The organism is Agromyces cucurbitae (assembly GCF_058349945.1).
Window position 1 is genome coordinate 390,413 of the sequence record NZ_JBYRES010000003.1, and the last position, 17,461, is coordinate 407,873.

Genomic DNA, 17,461 nt, shown 5'->3' on the forward strand with positions numbered 1-17,461 from the left:
TCGGTCAATTCCCTGAGCACTGGCGCGTGAGCGGACTCGGCCGGATGGCTCGAATGGTCGGTGGTGCTGGCTTTCCCGTCGATGAGCAGGGGATCGGAGACGAGGAGGTCGCCTTCTACAAGGTGAATGCGCTCGCACAAGCGGACTCTGACGGCGTCATTCGCGGGGCATGGGACACGATCTCGATGTCAACTGCTCATCGCCTCCGGGCCCCATTGCTGCCGCCGGGGTCAATCGTGCTGGCAAAGATTGGCGCAGCCTTGCTTCTCGGCCGAATTCGCCGAACCGACCGGTTATCAACGATCGACAACAACATGATGGCGGTCGTGCCGAGTTCGGATACGGATCCAAGATTTCTCGCCCACAGCCTGAGCGCTTTGGACTTTGAACTTCTTGCGAACCCCGGGACTGTGCCGTCTCTCGACGTGCAGGCGTTCCGTCAGTACCGGATCTGCATTCCACCGCTGGTAGAGCAGCGGGCGATTGCGGACTTTCTGGATCGGGAGACGGCGCAGATCGATGCGTTCATTGCGAAGAACGAGGAACTCATCGCCCTCCTTACCGAGCGGCGGGCGTCGCAGATTTCGCTTGCGGTCTCATTCGGATTCGGGACTGATCGGACGACCGTCCAAAGTTCGAGACTGGCGCTCGGGGCGATGCCAGCGGACTGGGCGCTGATGCCGCTCAAGCGAGCTGTCGGTTACCAGGAGGGCCCCGGCATCCTGGCCAGTGACTTCACCGATGGCGGCGTCCCATTACTTCGGATTTCGTCGGTCAGTCGTTCGATCGCGACGCTGGACGGCTGCAATTATCTCGATCCCGACAAGGTGCGAGGCCGTTGGTCGCATTTCCAGGTCGAGAAAGGTGATCTGCTTATCAGCGCGAGCGCCAGCATGGGAACCATCTCTGAAGTTGCCACCGATGATGTCGTTGGTGCCGTTCCATACACGGGGATAATTCGCATTGCTCCAGGCGTGATGACACGCGAATTCGCCAAGTGGTTCTTCGTCTCAGAGGAGTTCCTGTTGCAGGTGCAATCTCTAAGGACGGGCTCAACAATCCAACACTTTGGACCCTCGCATCTTGGGCAGATGTGGGTGGCCCTTCCTCCAGCCTCTGAGCAGCACGCGATCAGCTCTGAACTCGAGCGACTCACCGCCGACGCGAATCAATCGATCAGAGTCGCAGAACGTGGGATTGAACTCGCGCGGGAACGTCGCGCCGCCCTCATCTCGGCCGCGGTGACCGGCAAGATCGACGTGGGGGTGGCGGCATGACGGGTCCGGCTGGCGTGCATCTCGAGTTCGTCCTCGAGAACGAGATCGCGGAGCACCTTGCCACGAACGGCTGGTTGTCCTCGGCGACGGATGCCGGCTATGACCGTGAGCTCGCACTATTGCCTGACGATGTGCTCGGGTGGCTCGAGGAGACGCAGCCGGAGGCGTTCGCGAAGGTCGTGCGGCCGGGGGATACCGAGGCGCAGCGCGCGGCGGCAGCTCGCGGCATCTTGGACCGGCTGGCGAAGGCGCTCGACAACGACCCGTTGAAGAACGGCGGGACGATTCGCATTCTGCATGAGGGCTTCTCGATGGTGCCGTCGGTGGGTGGGGCGGTGAAGTTCAAGTTGGCGCAGTTCCGGCCTGCGACGACCAATAACCCGGCGACGCTGGACGCGTACGCGAAGATGCGGCTGAGGGTGATGCGGCAGGTGCATTATTCGGCGAAGCATCCGAGCAAGGCGCTGGATCTGGTGCTGTTCGTGAACGGCATCCCGGTGGCGACGGTGGAGCTAAAGACCGACTTCACGCAACCGATCGAGAACGCGGTCGAGCAGTACCGGTTCGATCGGTCGCCCGCGGGGGAGCCGTTGTTCGCGTTCGCGAAGCGGTCGTTGGTGCATTTCGTGGTGTCGAATTCCGAGGTGCGGATGACGTCGAAGCTCGCGGGTGCGAACACACGGTTCTTGCCGTTCAACCGCGGCGACGATCAGGGTGCAGGCAATCCGGTGAACCCGGACGGGTCGGCATCGTCGTACTTCTGGGAGGAGATCCTCCAGCGCGACACGTGGCTGGCGCTGCTGGGGTCGTTCGTGCACCTGCAGGTCGAGGTCGACGTCGACCCCGACACGGGGAAGAAGACGAAGACCGAGAAGGTGCTTTTTCCGCGATACCACCAGTGGCGTGCCGTAACTCGGCTTGTTGAGGCCGCCCGCGCCGAGGGCCCGGGCCATCGGTACTTGGTGCAGCATTCGGCGGGGTCGGGCAAGACGAACTCGATCTCGTGGCTCGCGCATCGGCTCTCGCAACTGCACGATGACGCGAACGAGCGGGTGTTCGACACAGTCGTGGTGGTGACGGATCGCACGGTGCTCGACAAGCAATTGCAGGACGCGATCGCGCAGTTCGAGAAACAGGCCGGCGTCGTGCAGTCGATCACGCGCGACGGTGGTGAGTCGAAGTCGAAGCAGCTCGCCGAGGCGCTCACGGGTGGCAAGCACATCGTGATCGTGACGATCCAGTCATTTGAGGCGCTCATCACCGCGATCCAGACACTGCCCGAGCTGGAAGGGCGCAGGTTCGCAGTGATTGCGGATGAAGCGCACTCCTCTCAGACGGGGTCGACCGCGGGCGCGCTGACGAAGGTGCTCTCGCCTGCCGAGCAGGCGGCGATCGCCGAGGGCGCGCCGATCGATTCAGAGGCATACCTGGCGTGGGCGATGGAGGTCACGGCGAAGGCGCCGAACATCTCCTATTTCGCGTTCACGGCCACTCCCAAGCAGAAGACACTCGAGCTCTTCGGGCGAGTGCCGGCCGAGGCATCCATACCGCTCGACGGCACCGAGCCGACGCCGGAGCCGTTCGATCTGTACTCGATGCAGCAGGCGATCGAGGAGGGATTCATCCTCGACGTGCTCGCGAACTACACCCCCTATAAGGTCGCGTGGCAGCTGCAGCATCCCGGTGCCGATTACGACAGCCTCGACGAGGTCGACGAGTCGACCGCGGTCAAGGCGCTCGTGCAGTACGTGCGGCTGCACCCGACGAACATCAGCCAGAAGGCGAAGATCGTCGTCGACCACTTCCGCACCTACGTGCAGTCGGAGCTCGACGGCAAGGCGAAGGCCATGGTCGTCACCGGGTCGCGCAAAGAAGCAGTGCGGTGGAAGAAGTACCTCGACCAGTACCTCGCGTCGTCGCAGGTGCAGGGGGTGCGGGCACTCGTCGCGTTCTCGGGCACGGTCGACGACCCCGAGGATGTCGGTGAAGGGCTGACCGAGAAGACGCAGAACCCAGGGCTGCACACGTCGGATCTCGCGGAGGCGTTCAAGCCGTCGACATACAACGTGATGATCGTTGCCGAGAAGTTCCAGACCGGATTCGACCAACCGCGCCTGGTCGCGATGTACGTCGACAAGAGGCTCGGCGGGGTGCAGGCGGTGCAGACGCTGTCGCGGCTCAACCGCACGTACCCGGGCAAGGACAAGACGTTCGTGCTCGACTTCGTCAACGAGCCGGGCGACGTGCTGGACGCGTTCCTGCCGTACTTCCGGGGCGCTCAGCTCACGGCGACGACGGACCCGAACCTCATCTACGACCTTGTCACGAAGCTGGATGCCTCGGGCATCTACACGATGCAGGAGGTCGAGCAAGCGTTCGATGCCGCGCTGATGGGCGGGACGAATGCGAACTCGAAGGTCTCGGCGGCGACCGCCCCCGCGGCCTCGCGGTTCCAGCATCGGTGGGTGAACGCGGTGCTCGACGGTGACACCGTTGAGCAGGAAGAGCTGCAGCTCTTCAAGAGCGATGTCGGTGCGTTCGTGAAGTTCTACGACTTCATCTCGCAGGCACGTAACCTCGAGGACACCGACCTGCCGCGTCGGCACTACTTCTTCCGGCGCATCCTGCCGCAGCTGTCGACGGCGACCTACGACGACCCGGTCGACATCTCGAAGGTGACGCTGGTGGGCGTGCAGATCAGCGCGGGGGAGTCGGTGCAGCTCAAGCTCGGCCAGGGGCCGGGTCTCGACCCGATCTCGGCGATCGGCTCGGGTGCTGTGCACGAGAAGCACCGATCGGCGCTCGAGGCGATCATCGCGAAACTCAACGAGCGCTTCGGTGACAAATACGCGCCCGGCGCCGTCGACATCACGATCGGTGGGGTGCTCGGGCGACTCGCAATCGACACGGAACTCGTCGAGCAGGCTGAGGCGAACACTCCTGAGCAGTTCGCCGAGTCGCCGGCGCTCGTGAAGGCGTTCAACAAGGCGATGCTCGGGACGAGAGATGAGACGTCGCAGATCGTGGACGATGTGTTCAGCGACGCCGGGCTGTATGCCGAGCTGAGCAAGGCGTTGCCGGCGATGTTGTACGAGTATTTGAAGGGGCAAGGACATGCTTGAGTCCCCAGTAACGACCGGAGTCAACCGGCACGCGGGTCGCGTGGGTAGCGTCCTGCCAGACCGTCACCCAGGAGACGAATGAAAGCCGTTAAGGTCCACGTATCCAACTTCCGGCTCCTCGAGGACGCCCACATTGCCCTCGATGACGCGACCACGATGATCGTGGGCCGCAACAACAGCGGGAAGACCTCGGTTGTCGAGATCTTTCGCAAGCTCGTACGGACAGACGTATCTCCCTTCACGTTCGACGATCTATCGCTGCGTTCGCACTCCAAGTTCGAAGCTGCCCTTGCCGCCTACGACGCCTACATAGCTGCGAAGGAATCCGGTGATGAGGAAGCCATCACCTTATACGAGACATCGGCCCGAGATCTTCCCGCCATCGAGCTGACGCTCACAATCAACTACTCTGCGGCGGACGACATCACGGCACTCTCGCCGTTCATCCTGGACCTCGACCCGGATCGAGCTGACGCCACGATCGTATTTCGTACCGTCGTGAAGGACCCCATCCTGATGTTCAAGGAGTATCGGGAGGCGAACGCCAGGAAGCCGCTTGAGTTGTTCCGGTTCCTGAGGAAGAACTTTGCGGCACACACTCGCTCATCGGTCGAAGCCATTGATGCCGAAGACGCATCAAATCGCAGGCCGATTTCGGATGCAGAGCTCAGCCGCTTGCTCTCTGTAAAGTTCATATACGCACAGAATCAGATTGACGACCTGTCCTCAGACGTCGGCCATGGCCTTTCAAGAGGCTTCGAGAGCTTCTTTCGCTCCAATCAGACCGACAACACGATCGCGGAGAAAATTGCAGAGCTGCTCGAGGGGGCGGGCAAGGAACTTGATCTTCAGTACAAGGATCTGTTTGATTCGATCTACAGGGACCTCAAGATATTCGGCGTGGGTCGGATGCCAGGGCTGCCGGAGCTGTCGGTCGTTTCCGAGCTAGAAGGCGTTCGCGTCCTAACCGGAAGCGCACACCTCTATTACAGCGATGCGGGGCAATCCAAATTACTACCTGAGGCACACAACGGGCTCGGCTACTCGAAGCTGATCTTTACGATTCTCCAGTTCATCGGCTTCTACGAAGACCTAAAGCGAAGCATTCCCGAGCCGCCGATCCAACTTATCTTCGTTGAAGAGCCAGAGGCCCACCTCCACCCGCAAATGCAGTACGTCTTTGTGAGGAGCATTCGGGACTTCGTGTCGAGCAAGAAGGAGTGGAACGCGCAAACGATCGTGACCACTCACTCGTCCCACATGGTCGCCGAGAGTGGGTTTGGGAGCATCCGGTACTTTGACAATTCTGTCGTTCCGATGGTCGTCAGGGACCTTTCCGACTTCCAGGCGGGACAGAGTGAGAGTGACGACGGAAAGTTGGCGCTTCAGTTCCTCCGCCAGTACATGGTGCTAGATCGGTGCGACATGTTCTTCGCCGATAAGTTGGTATTGATCGAGGGTACAGTCGAACGGCTCCTTCTCCCCGCAATGATTCAGAAAGTTGCGGCCGACCTCGCCCACCAGTACGTCTCAGTCATTGAGGTGGGCGGAGCGTACGCCCATCTCTTCCGAGCCATCATTGAGTTCCTGAACGTCCAAACCCTCATCATCACCGACATCGACTCCATCAATCCGGCAGAGAAACGACGTGCAGCGCCGGTCGAGGTGGGGCTAGTAAGCAGCAACCAAACCCTCACCAAGTGGTTGCCAGCCGAGGACAGCATCGGTGGCCTCCTTGCGGCTACCGCCGAGGAAAAGACTGCGGGCCGTGTTTCGGTCGCCTACCAGATTCCTGAGGCGGCTGGCGATCGCGTTGGCCGTAGCTTCGAGGAAGCCTTTATTCTGGCCAACAGCGGCGCGCTGGCGGCCGAGGATCTCATGGCAACGAAAACTGCGTTCGAGAACGATGACGGATCGCCGATGACGGCTGTAGATGTAGTCCTCAACTCGTGGGAAATATCTCGCAAGATCACCAAGAAGACAGATTTCGCTTTCGACATCCTTCAGATGGACAACTGGGCTGTCCCCAAGTACATACAAGAGGGGCTCGAGTGGCTCAACCGGACACCCTAGAGGCGATACGAGGCTGCATCAAGCAACGAGATTCTTTCGTCGTCGAGGCGGGCGCAGGGTCTGGAAAAACCCGCGCTCTGATCGACACCGTGCGCTCGATTCTCGACACAGACAAGTCTCTGCTTGAACGTTCGGGCAAGCAGGTCGTCTGCATCACGTACACGAACGTCGCCAAGGACGAGATTACGACAAGGCTGAACGGCGATCCGCTTGTCCTAGTCGGCACGATCCACGAGTTTCTCTGGCAAGTCGTTTCCGGGTTTCAGCGCGAACTTCGGCGCGAGGTGCTTGAGATCAACTCGCAAGCTAAGAAGCCCGTCTTGGACCTCGCGGAATCCATTGACTCCTTGAGAATTAGTTACGGCAAGTTCGGTCGGCACTTTGATCGCGGCGAGCTGTTCCACGACGATGTCATCGTCGTCGCAAGAGCCCTGTTCGAGAAGTACCCAAAGATCGCGCGAATCGCCGCAAATCGCTTCCCATTCATCTTCGTGGATGAATACCAAGACACATCTCAGGACGTCGTCGATCTACTACTCAATCACTTCGTCAAGAACGACCAGCGGCCTGTCGTCGGATTCTTCGGAGACTCGATGCAGCAGATCTATGATTCCAAGATCAGTGACGTTGCGGGCCAGCACGAGCTTCGACTGATTACGAAGACGGAGAACTATCGGTGCTCTATCGCGGTGATAGATGTTCTAAACCGGCTGAGAACGGATCTGCAGCAAGTCCCCGCCGGGCACAACCTGCAAGGCGATGTCCACCTGATGATCTCGAGCGGCGAATCTGGCCGTTCACACGAACAAGCATTGGCGAAACTCGCTGACGCCGGGTGGGCTGTCGAGAATACGAAGATCCTTATGCTCACTCACCGTGGGATTGCTCGAGAGGTCGGGTTCAAGGCGCTACTCGAGGCTTACAGCAAGAGGAGCTTTGGCACTGAACGGCTGATGGAACGCGAAGACGAGTTCGGCGAGCTGTTTACGTACGTTGATGCGCTGATCGGTAGCTATGAGGCCAAGAAGTATGGAGACTTCCTTGGGCTGCTTGGAAAGTCCGGCTTTGTGATCTCGTCGCCGGCGGACAAGCTCACGGTCGCCGAGGAGATGAGCTCCCTGATTGCAGCCTCAGAATCGGGCACGATTGGCAGCGTCATCGACGTGATCACTTCGAGCGAACTTATTCCACGACCGAGACGCTTGATGAGCCTTCAAGAGGTTATGGCGTCCGACCCTGCGGAGGACAGCGAGGCGCAGTCGAAGAAGCGACCCTTCTACGATGCTGTACTCGCGGTGCCTTGGAGCGAGGTAAAGAGCTTTGTCGATTACGCGAACGAACACACTCCGTTCTCGACGAAGCACGGGGTGAAGGGCGCCGAATTCGAGAACGTACTGGTCATCGTCGATGACACGCTTTGGAATCAGTACAAGTTCGCCCAGGTATTCCTCAATGATGCGTCGAACGCACAGCGACTCGAACGGTCTCGGAAGCTCTTGTATGTGTGCTTCTCGCGCGCGAGGAGCGGCCTCGCCGTACTCTGCCTTGGCGCGTTCGGAAGCGACGAGCTCGCGGGGGCCCGAGCGCTTCTTGGGGTTACCGCCATGACCGACATCGATTAGACACCGCTTGGCATTCGTCAGGCGAGTAAGGGCGCAGCACTCGAAATGAAGAAGTCGGTGGTGCGAATGTATTCGCCCGGATCTCGGATCGCGCCTCCAATCGAGGCGAATTCCTGCTGCGATCGTCCAAGAATGGCCAGAGCATCTGGCCAGGTCAGGAGGAGCCCCTCCTGGATAGGAGCCGCGGCCGCGATCAGTGATCCAAATTGGGAGTGTCCCTTTGTCGGACGAGCCGAGTGATTCTGCCGCCTGTCCGGCTGGTGAATGTGACCCTGGTTCCGAAACGTGCGTCGGGACTTATGGCCAGCTTGAACACTCAACTCGATTGGGGCCATCTTGGGGCTGTTTTCAACCACAGGGACCAGCGATTGACCCCAACCAACGAGTATTCCGTCTCGCGAGAACACCCGTCCTGCCCTTACAATTGCTGGCATCCACAACCAAACAGGTGCGCTCACGCCGACGCGCAGCACTGTCAGGGGGTCAGGGGTTCGAGTCCCCTCAGATCCACCAAGAACCCCTGATGAATCGCGAGATTTGTCAGGGGTTTTTCTCGTTGCACCGGCGCGAAGAAGTGCGACTCGGAGAAGTGTCGTCGCGGCCTACAGGGCACGAGCACGCGCACTGGCGCGGGGCATGCGTGCCCGTCACCAGGGCGAGCGCCGGGATCGGCGCCGCGGTCGCCGTGCGCATCGTCGAAGTCTGCAATGATCGACCGCATGGCAGACTCGACTGAACGCCGTTCGAACCCGACCGCCTGGGCCGCATTCTGGGTCGCCCTGGCTGGTCTGGTGCTGATGCCCATTCCGCTGTTCATCGGACTGATCGTGGGCGGAGGGCTCTCGATCATCGCAGCGGTCCTCGCCGTGATCGCACTTCTGAAGGGTCTCGCGCGAAGCGGTACCGGCATCGCTCCCGTGGTGTTCGCCGCAATCTTCATCGCCCTCACCTGGGCCGGCATCTCCGCGGGCGGCGGCACCGTCTGGTAGGTGCCGGGAGCGTGAGCGGAGCGGGCGTCGGCGGCTCCGGAGGCCCACGCGCTCATGGCCCGAGGTCGACACCGATCGCGAGCAGCATCTCGGCCGCGACGGCGGCCGTGCTGTAGAGCGTCAGCACCCCGCCGAACGTCTTCTCCCGCCATGAGCCGGTGTCGCCGAGCAGCGGGAGCGCGACGAAGCCGTTCGGCAGCCAGATGCGGTTCACGAAGGGCACGGCGCGAACGATCGACGGCGGTCGCGGCATCCACGGCCAGAGCAGGCCCGGCAGCCCGCCGGTCGTGAGCGCGTCACCCACGAGGTGCGCGATGAAGCCGACCGCGACGGCGAGCGGGAACCACGCGAGCCCGTCGGGCACCACGACGACGAGCGCGAGCGCGAGTGCGAGGCCCGTGACCCACGCGACGAACCACGAGCGCACGAAGTCCCGCGCCTTGACCGCGAAGCACGTGAGCGCGGCGATGCCCGCGCCGACGCCGACCGCGACCGGTCCGACGGCGGCGACGTCGACGGTCGCGAAGGTGAGCGCCCAGGCGGCTGCGGTGGCGACGATGGCGCCGAGCAGCGAATGGGCGCCGTGCCGGTGGCCGCCGGAGACCGCCTCGATCGTGCGGGCGCCGAGTCGACCGAGCACCGGCACCGACTGGGCGATGGTCGCGCTGTGGTGGTCGGCGTCGGGCAGGAGCGCCGCTCCGGCGCACACGACCGAGCCGGCGACGACGGCCACAGGGTCGAGCGGGAGCGCACCGGTCGTGAGGTACGGGACCGCGCCGGTCATCGCGATCCAGGCGGCCGCGCCGCTGACCGCGTGGTTGACACCCATCACGTGCGACGGCCCTCGAGAGCGGCGTCGAAGGTCGTGGGGGAGCGGTGCATCGGGCGGGTCCTTCCGGTAGGGCGTTGCGATCGTAGCGGCACCTGCCCACACGAGCCGTGCGGCCGCGTAGGCTCGAGGGGTGGAGATCAGAGACATCCCCCTCACGACCATCGACGGCGATCCCGCCTCGCTCGCCGACCACGCCGACGAGGTCGTCATGGTGGTGAACGTCGCGTCGCGCTGCGGGCTGACCCCGCAGTACGAGAAGCTCGAGGCACTGCAGCGCGAATACGGCGACCGGGGCTTCACCGTCATCGGCTTCCCGTGCAACCAGTTCGCCGGCCAGGAGCCCGGCGGCGCCGCCGACATCAAGGAGTTCTGCTCCATGACCTACGGCGTGAGCTTTCCGCTCATGGAGAAGGTGAAGGTCAACGGCCGCCACCGGCACGCCCTCTACGAAGAGCTGACGAAAGTGCCCGACGCGCGCGGCAAGGCGGGCCGTGTGAAGTGGAACTTCGAGAAGTTCGTGATCCTGCCGGACGGCGAGGTGCACCGCTTCCGGCCGACGACGGAGCCTGACGACCCGGCGATCATCGAGACGATCGAACGGGGCCTCGAAGAGCGCGCCGCGCGGCCTGAGGCATCCGAGCGCACGCGGCGCGGTTCCTTGACCCTCCGACGGGGGCGGCCCACAATTGGGGGGTCGATCTGAACGTAGGAGCGGAGCCCGAATGTCTGACGTGTACGCCCGTCCGAGCCAGGACGACCAGCCGACGGTTCCCGACTTCGCACCGGCGCCCGATCCAGCCGTCGACGCCGTCGTGACTCCGCCCGCTCCCGTGAACGACGCGCGGCCGTGGGGGCGCGACCTGCGCTTCATGCTCGTCGTGCTCGTCGCCGTCGTCGTGCTCTTCATCTCGTTCGCACTCGTCGTCGCCTTCGGTCCGTCGGCCGGGGCCATCAGCGCCCTCGCGATCGTCGCCGCGCCGATCGCGACGATGGTCGCCGCCTACTACGGCATCTCGCTCGCGCTCCGCCAGGTGCGCGATGCGCGTGACGCCGCCGAGTCGGCGGACGCCCGCGCCCGCGCTGCGGAGACGAGCGCCCGCGAGTCCGACGCGTGGGCGGCCCAGATGGAGTCGGGGCTCCGGGTGTCGGTCGCCAAGCTCCGTGCCGCCGGCGTCGACACGCGCGACGTCGAGCGCGCCGCGGGAACGCCCGACGAGTTCTTCTGAGCGATCCCGAGCGCCCCTGAGCGATCCGAAGGCCCGCCCGGTCTCCACCGGGCGGGCGCTTCCGCACTCAGAGCTCGGCGAGCAGCGAGATCGGCTGTTCGATGCAGCGGGCGACGAACGTCAGGAATGCGGCCGCCTCCGCGCCGTCGCACACGCGATGGTCGAATGAGAGCGTGAGCTCGGTGACGGTTCGCACCGCGAGCTCGCCGTCGACGACCCAGGGCCGCTCCACGAGCCGCCCGACGCCGAGCATCGCCGCCTCGGGGTGGTTGATGATCGCCGCCGAGCCGTCGACGCCGAGCGTGCCGTAGTTGTTGAGGGTGAACGTCCCGCCCGAGAGGGCGTTCGGAGCGAACACCCCGGTCGACGCGGCCTCCGTCTGCGTGACGACGGCGTCGCGCAGCTGACGCAGCGTCATCCGCTCCGCGCCGTGCACGACGGGGACCATGAGTCCTCGCGGGGTCTGTGCCGCGAGGCCGAGGTTGATCGCGCCATGCAGCACGAGCTCGCCGCGCTCGGCGTCGAAGCTCGAGTTGAGCCGCGGATGGAGGCGGAGCCCGGCTACCACGAAACGCGCGATCAGGGCGGTCGTGCCGAAGCGCTCGCCGGTCGCCTCGTGCAGTCGCCGCCGGGCATCGGCGAGTGCGGTCGCGTCGACGTCCATCCACACCGTGGCCTCGGGGATCTCCCGGCGCGATCGCGAGAAGTGCGCAGCCGCCGCGCGGGCGACGCTGTCCAGCGGCAGCCGTTCGTCGCCGGAGGCGCCGGCGACGGCGAGGCCTTCATCGGCGAGACCGGTCGTGGCCGCGGATGCCGCGGGGCCCGAATCGCCGGCGAGCGAGGTCGCCTCGGGGACGCTCGTCGCAGTCGCGGCACGCAGCGAGGCCTGCTCGCCGATGAAGGCCTCGACGTCGCGGCGCATCACGAGGTGGTCGGGACCGGTGCCCGCGAGTCGGCTCGCGTCGAAGCCGTGCTGCCTGGCGAGCCGACGCACGATGGGCGAGACCACGGGCGAGCGACGCGTCGGGTCGAGCAGCATGGTCGCCCCGGCCTGGGGCGCATTCCCGGCGCCGACGACGTCCGATGCGCGAGCAACGGCCGTGCCGGCGGTGGCAGAGACGGCTCCTCGGCGTCCGAACCGGGCCGGCGCCGAGGCCGCGCGCTTCGTGGCACTGCTCGGGCGGGTGCCGTAGCCGATGAGCACCGCGCCGGACTCCTCGGTCGCGACCTCCGTCGGCGCGGCGATGCCCGGTTCGGCGGGGACCGGTCGTGCACCGCCGGATGCGGCGTCGGGGCCCGCGGCCTCGCCGCCCGCGGCCGGCGCCGTGGCCGAGGCATCCCCGACCGGTGCCGCCGCGGCGAGCGTCAGCAGCACCGCGCCCGCGTGCAGGGTCTCGCCGACCTCGCCCCCGAGCGACTCGACGACGCCCGCGAACGGGGTCGGCAGCTGCACGACCGACTTCGCCGACTCGAGCTCGACGACGGGCTGGTCGATTGCGACCTCGTCGCCGGGGGCGACGAGCCAGGCGACGATCTCGGCCTCGGTCAGGCCCTCGCCGAGGTCGGGCAGGATGAACTCGCGGGTCATGCGTCCCACTCCCAGGTGTCGAGCGCGGCGAGCACGCGGCCGGCCGTCGGCAGGTGGTGCTCCTCGAGCTTCGGCGACGGGTACGGGATGTCGAAGCCCGTGATGCGCAGGATCGGCGCCGCGAGGTGGTGGAAGTTGCGCTCGGTGACGCGCGCGGCGACCTCGGCGCCGTAGCCGCCGAACTGCGCGGCCTCGTGGATGACGGCGGCGCGCGAGGTCTTGCGCACGGACGCGCCGACCGTCTCGTCGTCGAAGGGCGAGAGGCTGCGCAGGTCGACGACCTCGATCGAGAGCCCCTCGTCGACCGCCGCCTCGGCTGCCTCGAGCGCCGTGCGCACGGTCGGCCCGTAGGCGAGCAGGGTCACGTCGGTGCCCTCGCGCACGACGACCGCGCGATCGAGCGGCGCCGTCGTGACGGGCAGCGCGAGCGGCGCCTTCGCCCAGTACCGGCTCTTCGGCTCCATGAAGACGACGGGATCGTCGCTCGCGATCGCCTCGCGCAGCATCGAGTACGCGTCGGCGGGGTTCGACGGCATGATGACCGTGAGGCCGGGCGTCGAGGCCCAGTACGACTCGGAGGAGTCGGAGTGGTGCTCGACGCCGCCGATCGCGCCTGCGCACGGGATGCGCACGACCATCGGCAGGGTGATGCGCCCCTTGGTGCGGTTGCGCATCTTCGCGACGTGCGACACCATCTGCTCGAACGCCGGGTAGCTGAACGCGTCGAACTGCATCTCGACCACGGGGCGCATGCCGTACATCGCCATGCCGACCGCGGTGCCGATGATCCCCGACTCGGCGAGCGGCGAGTCCCAGATGCGCTCGTCGCCGAACTCGGCCTGGAGACCGTCGGTCACGCGGAAGACGCCGCCGAGCGGACCGACGTCCTCGCCGTAGACGATGACGCGATCGTCGGCGGCCATCGCATCGCGGAGGGCGGCGTTGAGCGCGCCCGCCATCGTCAGCTCGGTGTGGGATGCCGCGGTGCGAGGTGTCTCGGTGCTCGTGGCGGTCATCGGCCGGCCTCCTGGGCGTGTGCCGCGGCGAGCTCGGCGGCGAGGAAGGCGCGCTGCTCGGCGAGGGCGGTCCGCGGCCGCGAGTAGACATGGTCGAACAGTTCGAGCGGGTCGAGGTCGGCCTCGACCGTCATGACCTCGCGGGTCGCGGCGGCGAGCTCCTCGGCGGCGTCGGCGATGTCGGCGCGCACGGTCTCGGTGAGCGCGCCCTCGGAGACGAGGTACTTCTCGAGGCGCTCGATCGGGTCGCGCCGCTTCCAGTGCTCGACGTCGCGCGCCGACCGATAGCGGGTGGGATCGTCGGAGTTCGTGTGGGACTCGATGCGGTAGGTGACGCCCTCGATGAGCGTCGGACCGCCGCCGGCTCGTGCACGCTCGACGGCCGCGCGGGTGACGGCGTACATGGCGGCGACGTCGTTGCCGTCGACGTGGAACCCGGGCATGCCGTAGCCGACGGCCTTGTCGGCGAGCGTCGCCGCGTGCGTCTGCCGGCTGAGCGGCGTGCTGATCGCGAACTGGTTGTTCTGCACGATGAAGACCGTCGGCGCCTGCCACACGGCGGCGAAGTTGAAGGCCTCATGGGCGTCGCCCTCGCTCGTGGCGCCGTCGCCGAGATAGGTCATGGCGACGATCGGGTCATGACGCAGGCGCGCCGCGTGCGCGAGCCCGACGGCGTGCAGCGCCTGCGTCGCGAGCGGCGTGGCCTGCGCCGCCGTGCGGTGGGCGTGCTGGTCGTACCCGTTGTGCCAGTCGCCGCGGAACGACTGGAGGATCTCGCCGGGAGCGATGCCGCGCGTGAGGAGGGCGATGCTGTCGCGGTAGGTCGGGAACAGCCAGTCGACCGCGTCGAGCGCGGCGACGGCGCCGATCTCGCAGGCCTCCTGGCCGTACGCCGACGGGTAGGTGGCGAGGCGCCCCTGCTTGGTGAGCGCCGTCACCTGGACGTCGAAGCGTCGGGCCACGACCATCTTGCGGTAGAGGTCGAGGAGGGTCTCGGCGTCGGGAAGCGAGAAGCCGCCGGTCGACTGGCCGGTGACCGCGTGCCCGGCGTTGTCGAGCAGGCGGAGGGGCTTCTCGGCGGGAAGGGTGCGCGTCGGGAGATGCTCGACATTGAGGCTCATGAGCCCATCGTGCGACATGCTCGCCCGGCGCGGCGGGCGTGTCATCCATCCGGGAACGAACGGCTCGCGGGCACCGGAATCCGTGCCGATCGTCCACCGTCGGCGCGGTCAGCTGCGCCAGATGTCCAGGGTCTGCGCGGGCGGCTGACCGTCGATCTCCTCGAGGATGAGGTGGCTGCGAGTGGACACGACGCCGGGCATGTCGTGGATGTCGCGCAGGATCGCCTGGCTCAACTGCTCGTGGTCGGGAGCGCTCACCGTGAGGATGATGTCGATGTCGCCGGAGACGGCCTGCACCTTCTCGACGAACGGCAGGGTCGCGAGCTTGGCGGCGATCTCCTCCCACGACACCTCGCCGATGCGCACGACGACGAGCGCCGAGATGTGCAGGCCGATCGAGCGGCGGTCGATCTGCGCCCCGAACCCCGTGATGACCCCCCGCTGCTGCAGCTGCTGCAGGCGGTTGTGGGCCGCGGTGCGCGAGATGTGCACCCGGTCGGCGAGGGTGCGCACCGAGAGCCGACCGTCGCGGCTGAGTTCGGCCACGATGCGGCGGTCGATGCTGTCGAGCGCCTCGTTGCGGTGTGGTGCCTGCGGGGTCATCCTCGTCCTCTGCTTCACCGCCCAGCGTACCGGTTCGACCGCCTCGCGCACCCGAGCGAGGCGAGCATGGGGGCGTGCCGTACGAAGCCCGGCAGCATCGGCCAGACGGCGGCGATCACCCGGATCCACGCGGTGCTCACGCGCTCGGCGCGCGGTGTCCAGCGGAAGCCGTAGGCGTCGCGGACCGGCTCGGGGAGGAGCGCGGCCGTCATGAGCCGGACGAACGGCAGCAGCGCCCGCGAACCGGGTGGGAGCGCGGCCGAGTCGCCGAGCAGCGTGCGGGCGACGCGACGTGCGTCGTCGCCCACCTCGAGCCTCGCGAGCCGCTCGCGCCACCAGGCGTCGAACTCCGCACGGGTGCCCGGCCAATCGGTGCGCCCGGCTTGGAGTCGTGAGCCGAGTTCGCCGTACCCGCGCACGACCACGTCGGCGATCCGGGGCTCGAGCGGCCCCCAGAGCCGCTCCTCGAGCTCGAGGGCGGTCGCCAGGATCGTGGACGCCACCCATCGCTGGGCGTCGGCGTCGAACGCGCTGTAGGCGGGGGAGTCGCCGTCGGCCACGCCGCGCACCGGGCCATGGCGTCGGTTCACGCGTCGCACCGCCTCGCGCACGACCGCCTCGTCGCCGAACCCGATCGCGTAGACGTAGTCGAGCGTGCCGAAGAGCCGGTCGAGCGGGCGGTGCGCGAAGTCGCTGTGCCGTGCAACGCCGCGAGCGACCCGCGCATCGGCGAGCTGCAGCAGGATCGCGGCGCCGCCGCCGAGCAGCAGCACGCCCTCGGCGGCGTGCCGGCGGAAGAGGCGTTCGTCGGAGTCCATCAGTACCAATTGAACTGCTCGGAGTGCGCCCAGGCACCGCAGGGGGCCCCGTAGCGGCTCGAGATGTACGAGAGTCCCCACTCGATCTGGGTCGCGGCGTTCGTGCGCCAGTCGGCTCCCGCGGCGGCCATCTTGCTGCCGGGCAGCGACTGCGGGATGCCGTAGGCGCCGCTCGAGGCGTTGTAGGCGTCCGCCCGCCAGCTCGACTCGCGGGTCCACAGCAGCACGAGGCACTCGTACTGGGCTGAGCCCCAGCCGTAGCGGCCGATCGCGCCGGCCGCGTAGGCCTTGGCCGCTTCGGGGTCGACGATCATGCCCGGGGGCGGCGCGTCATCTCCCGAGCCGGCATCGGCGTCGGCCGCGTCCTCGGCCGCCTCCGCGGCGGCCCGCTCGCGTGCCTCGGCCTCGAGCCGCGCCTGCTCGCCGATGCGGTACCGGCGCTCGAGCTCGACCGAGCGGTCGCGCAGGCTCGCGAGCTGGGCGTAGAGCGTGTCGAGCGCCTGCCGCTGTTCGGCGGCGCGCGCCTCGGCGGCCTCGTGCGCCTCGCGCGCCTCGTCGGCCGCCCGTTCGGCGGCCTCGGCCAGTCGGGCCCGCTCGCGTTCCGCGACGTCGGCCTGGGCGCTGATCGATTCGGCGTCGGCCCCGGCCGCTCGGGCGCGAGCGGCGAGGCCGGCGGCGAGATCGGTGAGCTGCGCTCCTCGCGTCAGGCTGTCGAGCAGGTCGTCGGCCTCGCCTGCGTCGACGAAGAGCCGCATCGTGACGTCGGTGCCGCCGGTGCGGGCGAGCAGCGAGCTCAGCCGGGCGAACCGTGCGGCGGCCTGATCGGCCGTGCGCGTCGCCTCGTCGGCGGCGGCCCGGAGATCGCCCGCACGCGCGGCGGCCGCCCGATGCTCGGCGGCGGCCGTGGCTGCGGTCGCGGCGGACTCGACGGCGAGGTCGCCCAGGCGCCCCGCCTCCTGCTCGAGCCCGTCGACGAGGGTGGTGATGCGGGCTGCCTCGGCCTCACGGCCGGCGACGCTCTGCTTGGCGGCCTCGACCTCGTCCCAGCTGGGGTAGTCCTCGGCGGCGGCCGGCGCGGCGCTGAGGCCGAGTCCGAGGATGAGGGTGATCACGGCCGCGGCGTGCGCGACCAGTCGTCTGCGGCGCATCGACTCACCCCTTCCGAGGCCGCGAG

At 66.7% G+C, this 17,461-nt stretch carries 13 protein-coding genes and 1 pseudogene; 7 read left to right on the forward strand and 7 right to left on the reverse strand.

The window, feature by feature from the left end:
- Positions 1-26: 26 nt before the first annotated feature.
- The 5 genes from AC3RJ6_RS13060 (at position 27) to AC3RJ6_RS13080 (ending at position 9,083) form a co-directional block, all read left to right on the forward strand.
- The gene (locus AC3RJ6_RS13060; RefSeq protein WP_491427503.1) at positions 27-1,277 is read left to right on the forward strand and encodes a restriction endonuclease subunit S; all 1,251 of its coding nucleotides are present in this window, start codon (positions 27-29) and stop codon (positions 1,275-1,277) included.
- Entirely contained in the window at positions 1,274-4,399 is a 3,126-nt protein-coding gene (locus tag AC3RJ6_RS13065; protein ID WP_491427504.1) for a type I restriction endonuclease subunit R, read from the forward strand. Before AC3RJ6_RS13060 ends, AC3RJ6_RS13065 begins: the two co-directional genes overlap by 4 nt.
- Positions 4,400-4,477: 78 nt before the next feature.
- Positions 4,478-6,472 (forward strand): ATP-dependent nuclease, encoded by a 1,995-nt coding sequence (locus AC3RJ6_RS13070; protein ID WP_491427505.1) that lies wholly within the window; start codon positions 4,478-4,480, stop codon positions 6,470-6,472.
- Positions 6,451-8,094: a UvrD-helicase domain-containing protein gene (locus AC3RJ6_RS13075; RefSeq protein ID WP_491427506.1), complete on the forward strand. Its 1,644-nt coding sequence runs from the start codon at positions 6,451-6,453 to the stop codon at positions 8,092-8,094. Before AC3RJ6_RS13070 ends, AC3RJ6_RS13075 begins: the two co-directional genes overlap by 22 nt.
- 707 nt (positions 8,095-8,801) lie before the next feature.
- The gene (locus tag AC3RJ6_RS13080; RefSeq protein ID WP_491427507.1) at positions 8,802-9,083 is read left to right on the forward strand and encodes a hypothetical protein; all 282 of its coding nucleotides are present in this window, start codon (positions 8,802-8,804) and stop codon (positions 9,081-9,083) included.
- A gap of 52 nt (positions 9,084-9,135) precedes the next feature.
- Here the strand turns inward: AC3RJ6_RS13080 and AC3RJ6_RS13085 are convergent, their stop codons facing one another.
- A complete protein-coding gene (locus AC3RJ6_RS13085) occupies positions 9,136-9,912 on the reverse strand; it encodes a metal-dependent hydrolase (protein WP_491427803.1) in 777 nt (258 codons plus the stop codon).
- 133 nt (positions 9,913-10,045) lie between these two features.
- On the opposite strand from AC3RJ6_RS13085, the pseudogene AC3RJ6_RS13090 reads away from it, so the two are divergent.
- A pseudogene (locus tag AC3RJ6_RS13090) lies at positions 10,046-10,522 on the forward strand (glutathione peroxidase); the annotation flags it as partial.
- A 115-nt stretch (positions 10,523-10,637) separates the two neighbouring features.
- Positions 10,638-11,141 (forward strand): hypothetical protein, encoded by a 504-nt coding sequence (locus AC3RJ6_RS13095; RefSeq protein ID WP_491427508.1) that lies wholly within the window; start codon positions 10,638-10,640, stop codon positions 11,139-11,141.
- A gap of 67 nt (positions 11,142-11,208) precedes the next feature.
- Here the strand turns inward: AC3RJ6_RS13095 and AC3RJ6_RS13100 are convergent, their stop codons facing one another.
- From AC3RJ6_RS13100 to AC3RJ6_RS13125, 6 genes are all read right to left on the reverse strand, one after another.
- Positions 11,209-12,729 (reverse strand): dihydrolipoamide acetyltransferase family protein, encoded by a 1,521-nt coding sequence (locus AC3RJ6_RS13100; RefSeq protein ID WP_491427509.1) that lies wholly within the window; start codon positions 12,727-12,729, stop codon positions 11,209-11,211.
- The gene (locus AC3RJ6_RS13105) at positions 12,726-13,745 is read right to left on the reverse strand and encodes an alpha-ketoacid dehydrogenase subunit beta (protein WP_491427510.1); all 1,020 of its coding nucleotides are present in this window, start codon (positions 13,743-13,745) and stop codon (positions 12,726-12,728) included. The genes AC3RJ6_RS13100 and AC3RJ6_RS13105 overlap by 4 nt, the downstream gene beginning before the upstream one ends.
- Entirely contained in the window at positions 13,742-14,866 is a 1,125-nt protein-coding gene (gene pdhA / locus AC3RJ6_RS13110; protein WP_491427511.1) for a pyruvate dehydrogenase (acetyl-transferring) E1 component subunit alpha, read from the reverse strand. Before pdhA ends, AC3RJ6_RS13105 begins: the two co-directional genes overlap by 4 nt.
- Before the next feature lie 108 nt (positions 14,867-14,974).
- Complete coding sequence (locus AC3RJ6_RS13115) at positions 14,975-15,469, reverse strand: Lrp/AsnC family transcriptional regulator (protein WP_491427512.1); 495 nt, start codon at positions 15,467-15,469, stop codon at positions 14,975-14,977.
- 14 nt (positions 15,470-15,483) lie between these two features.
- Positions 15,484-16,287, reverse strand: a complete 804-nt coding sequence (locus AC3RJ6_RS13120) for an oxygenase MpaB family protein (protein ID WP_491427513.1) — start codon at positions 16,285-16,287, stop codon at positions 15,484-15,486.
- On the reverse strand, positions 16,287-17,435 hold the full coding sequence (locus AC3RJ6_RS13125; protein WP_491427514.1) for an aggregation-promoting factor C-terminal-like domain-containing protein: 1,149 nt from the start codon (positions 17,433-17,435) through the stop codon (positions 16,287-16,289). Before AC3RJ6_RS13125 ends, AC3RJ6_RS13120 begins: the two co-directional genes overlap by 1 nt.
- Between the last annotated feature and the right edge of the window lie 26 nt (positions 17,436-17,461).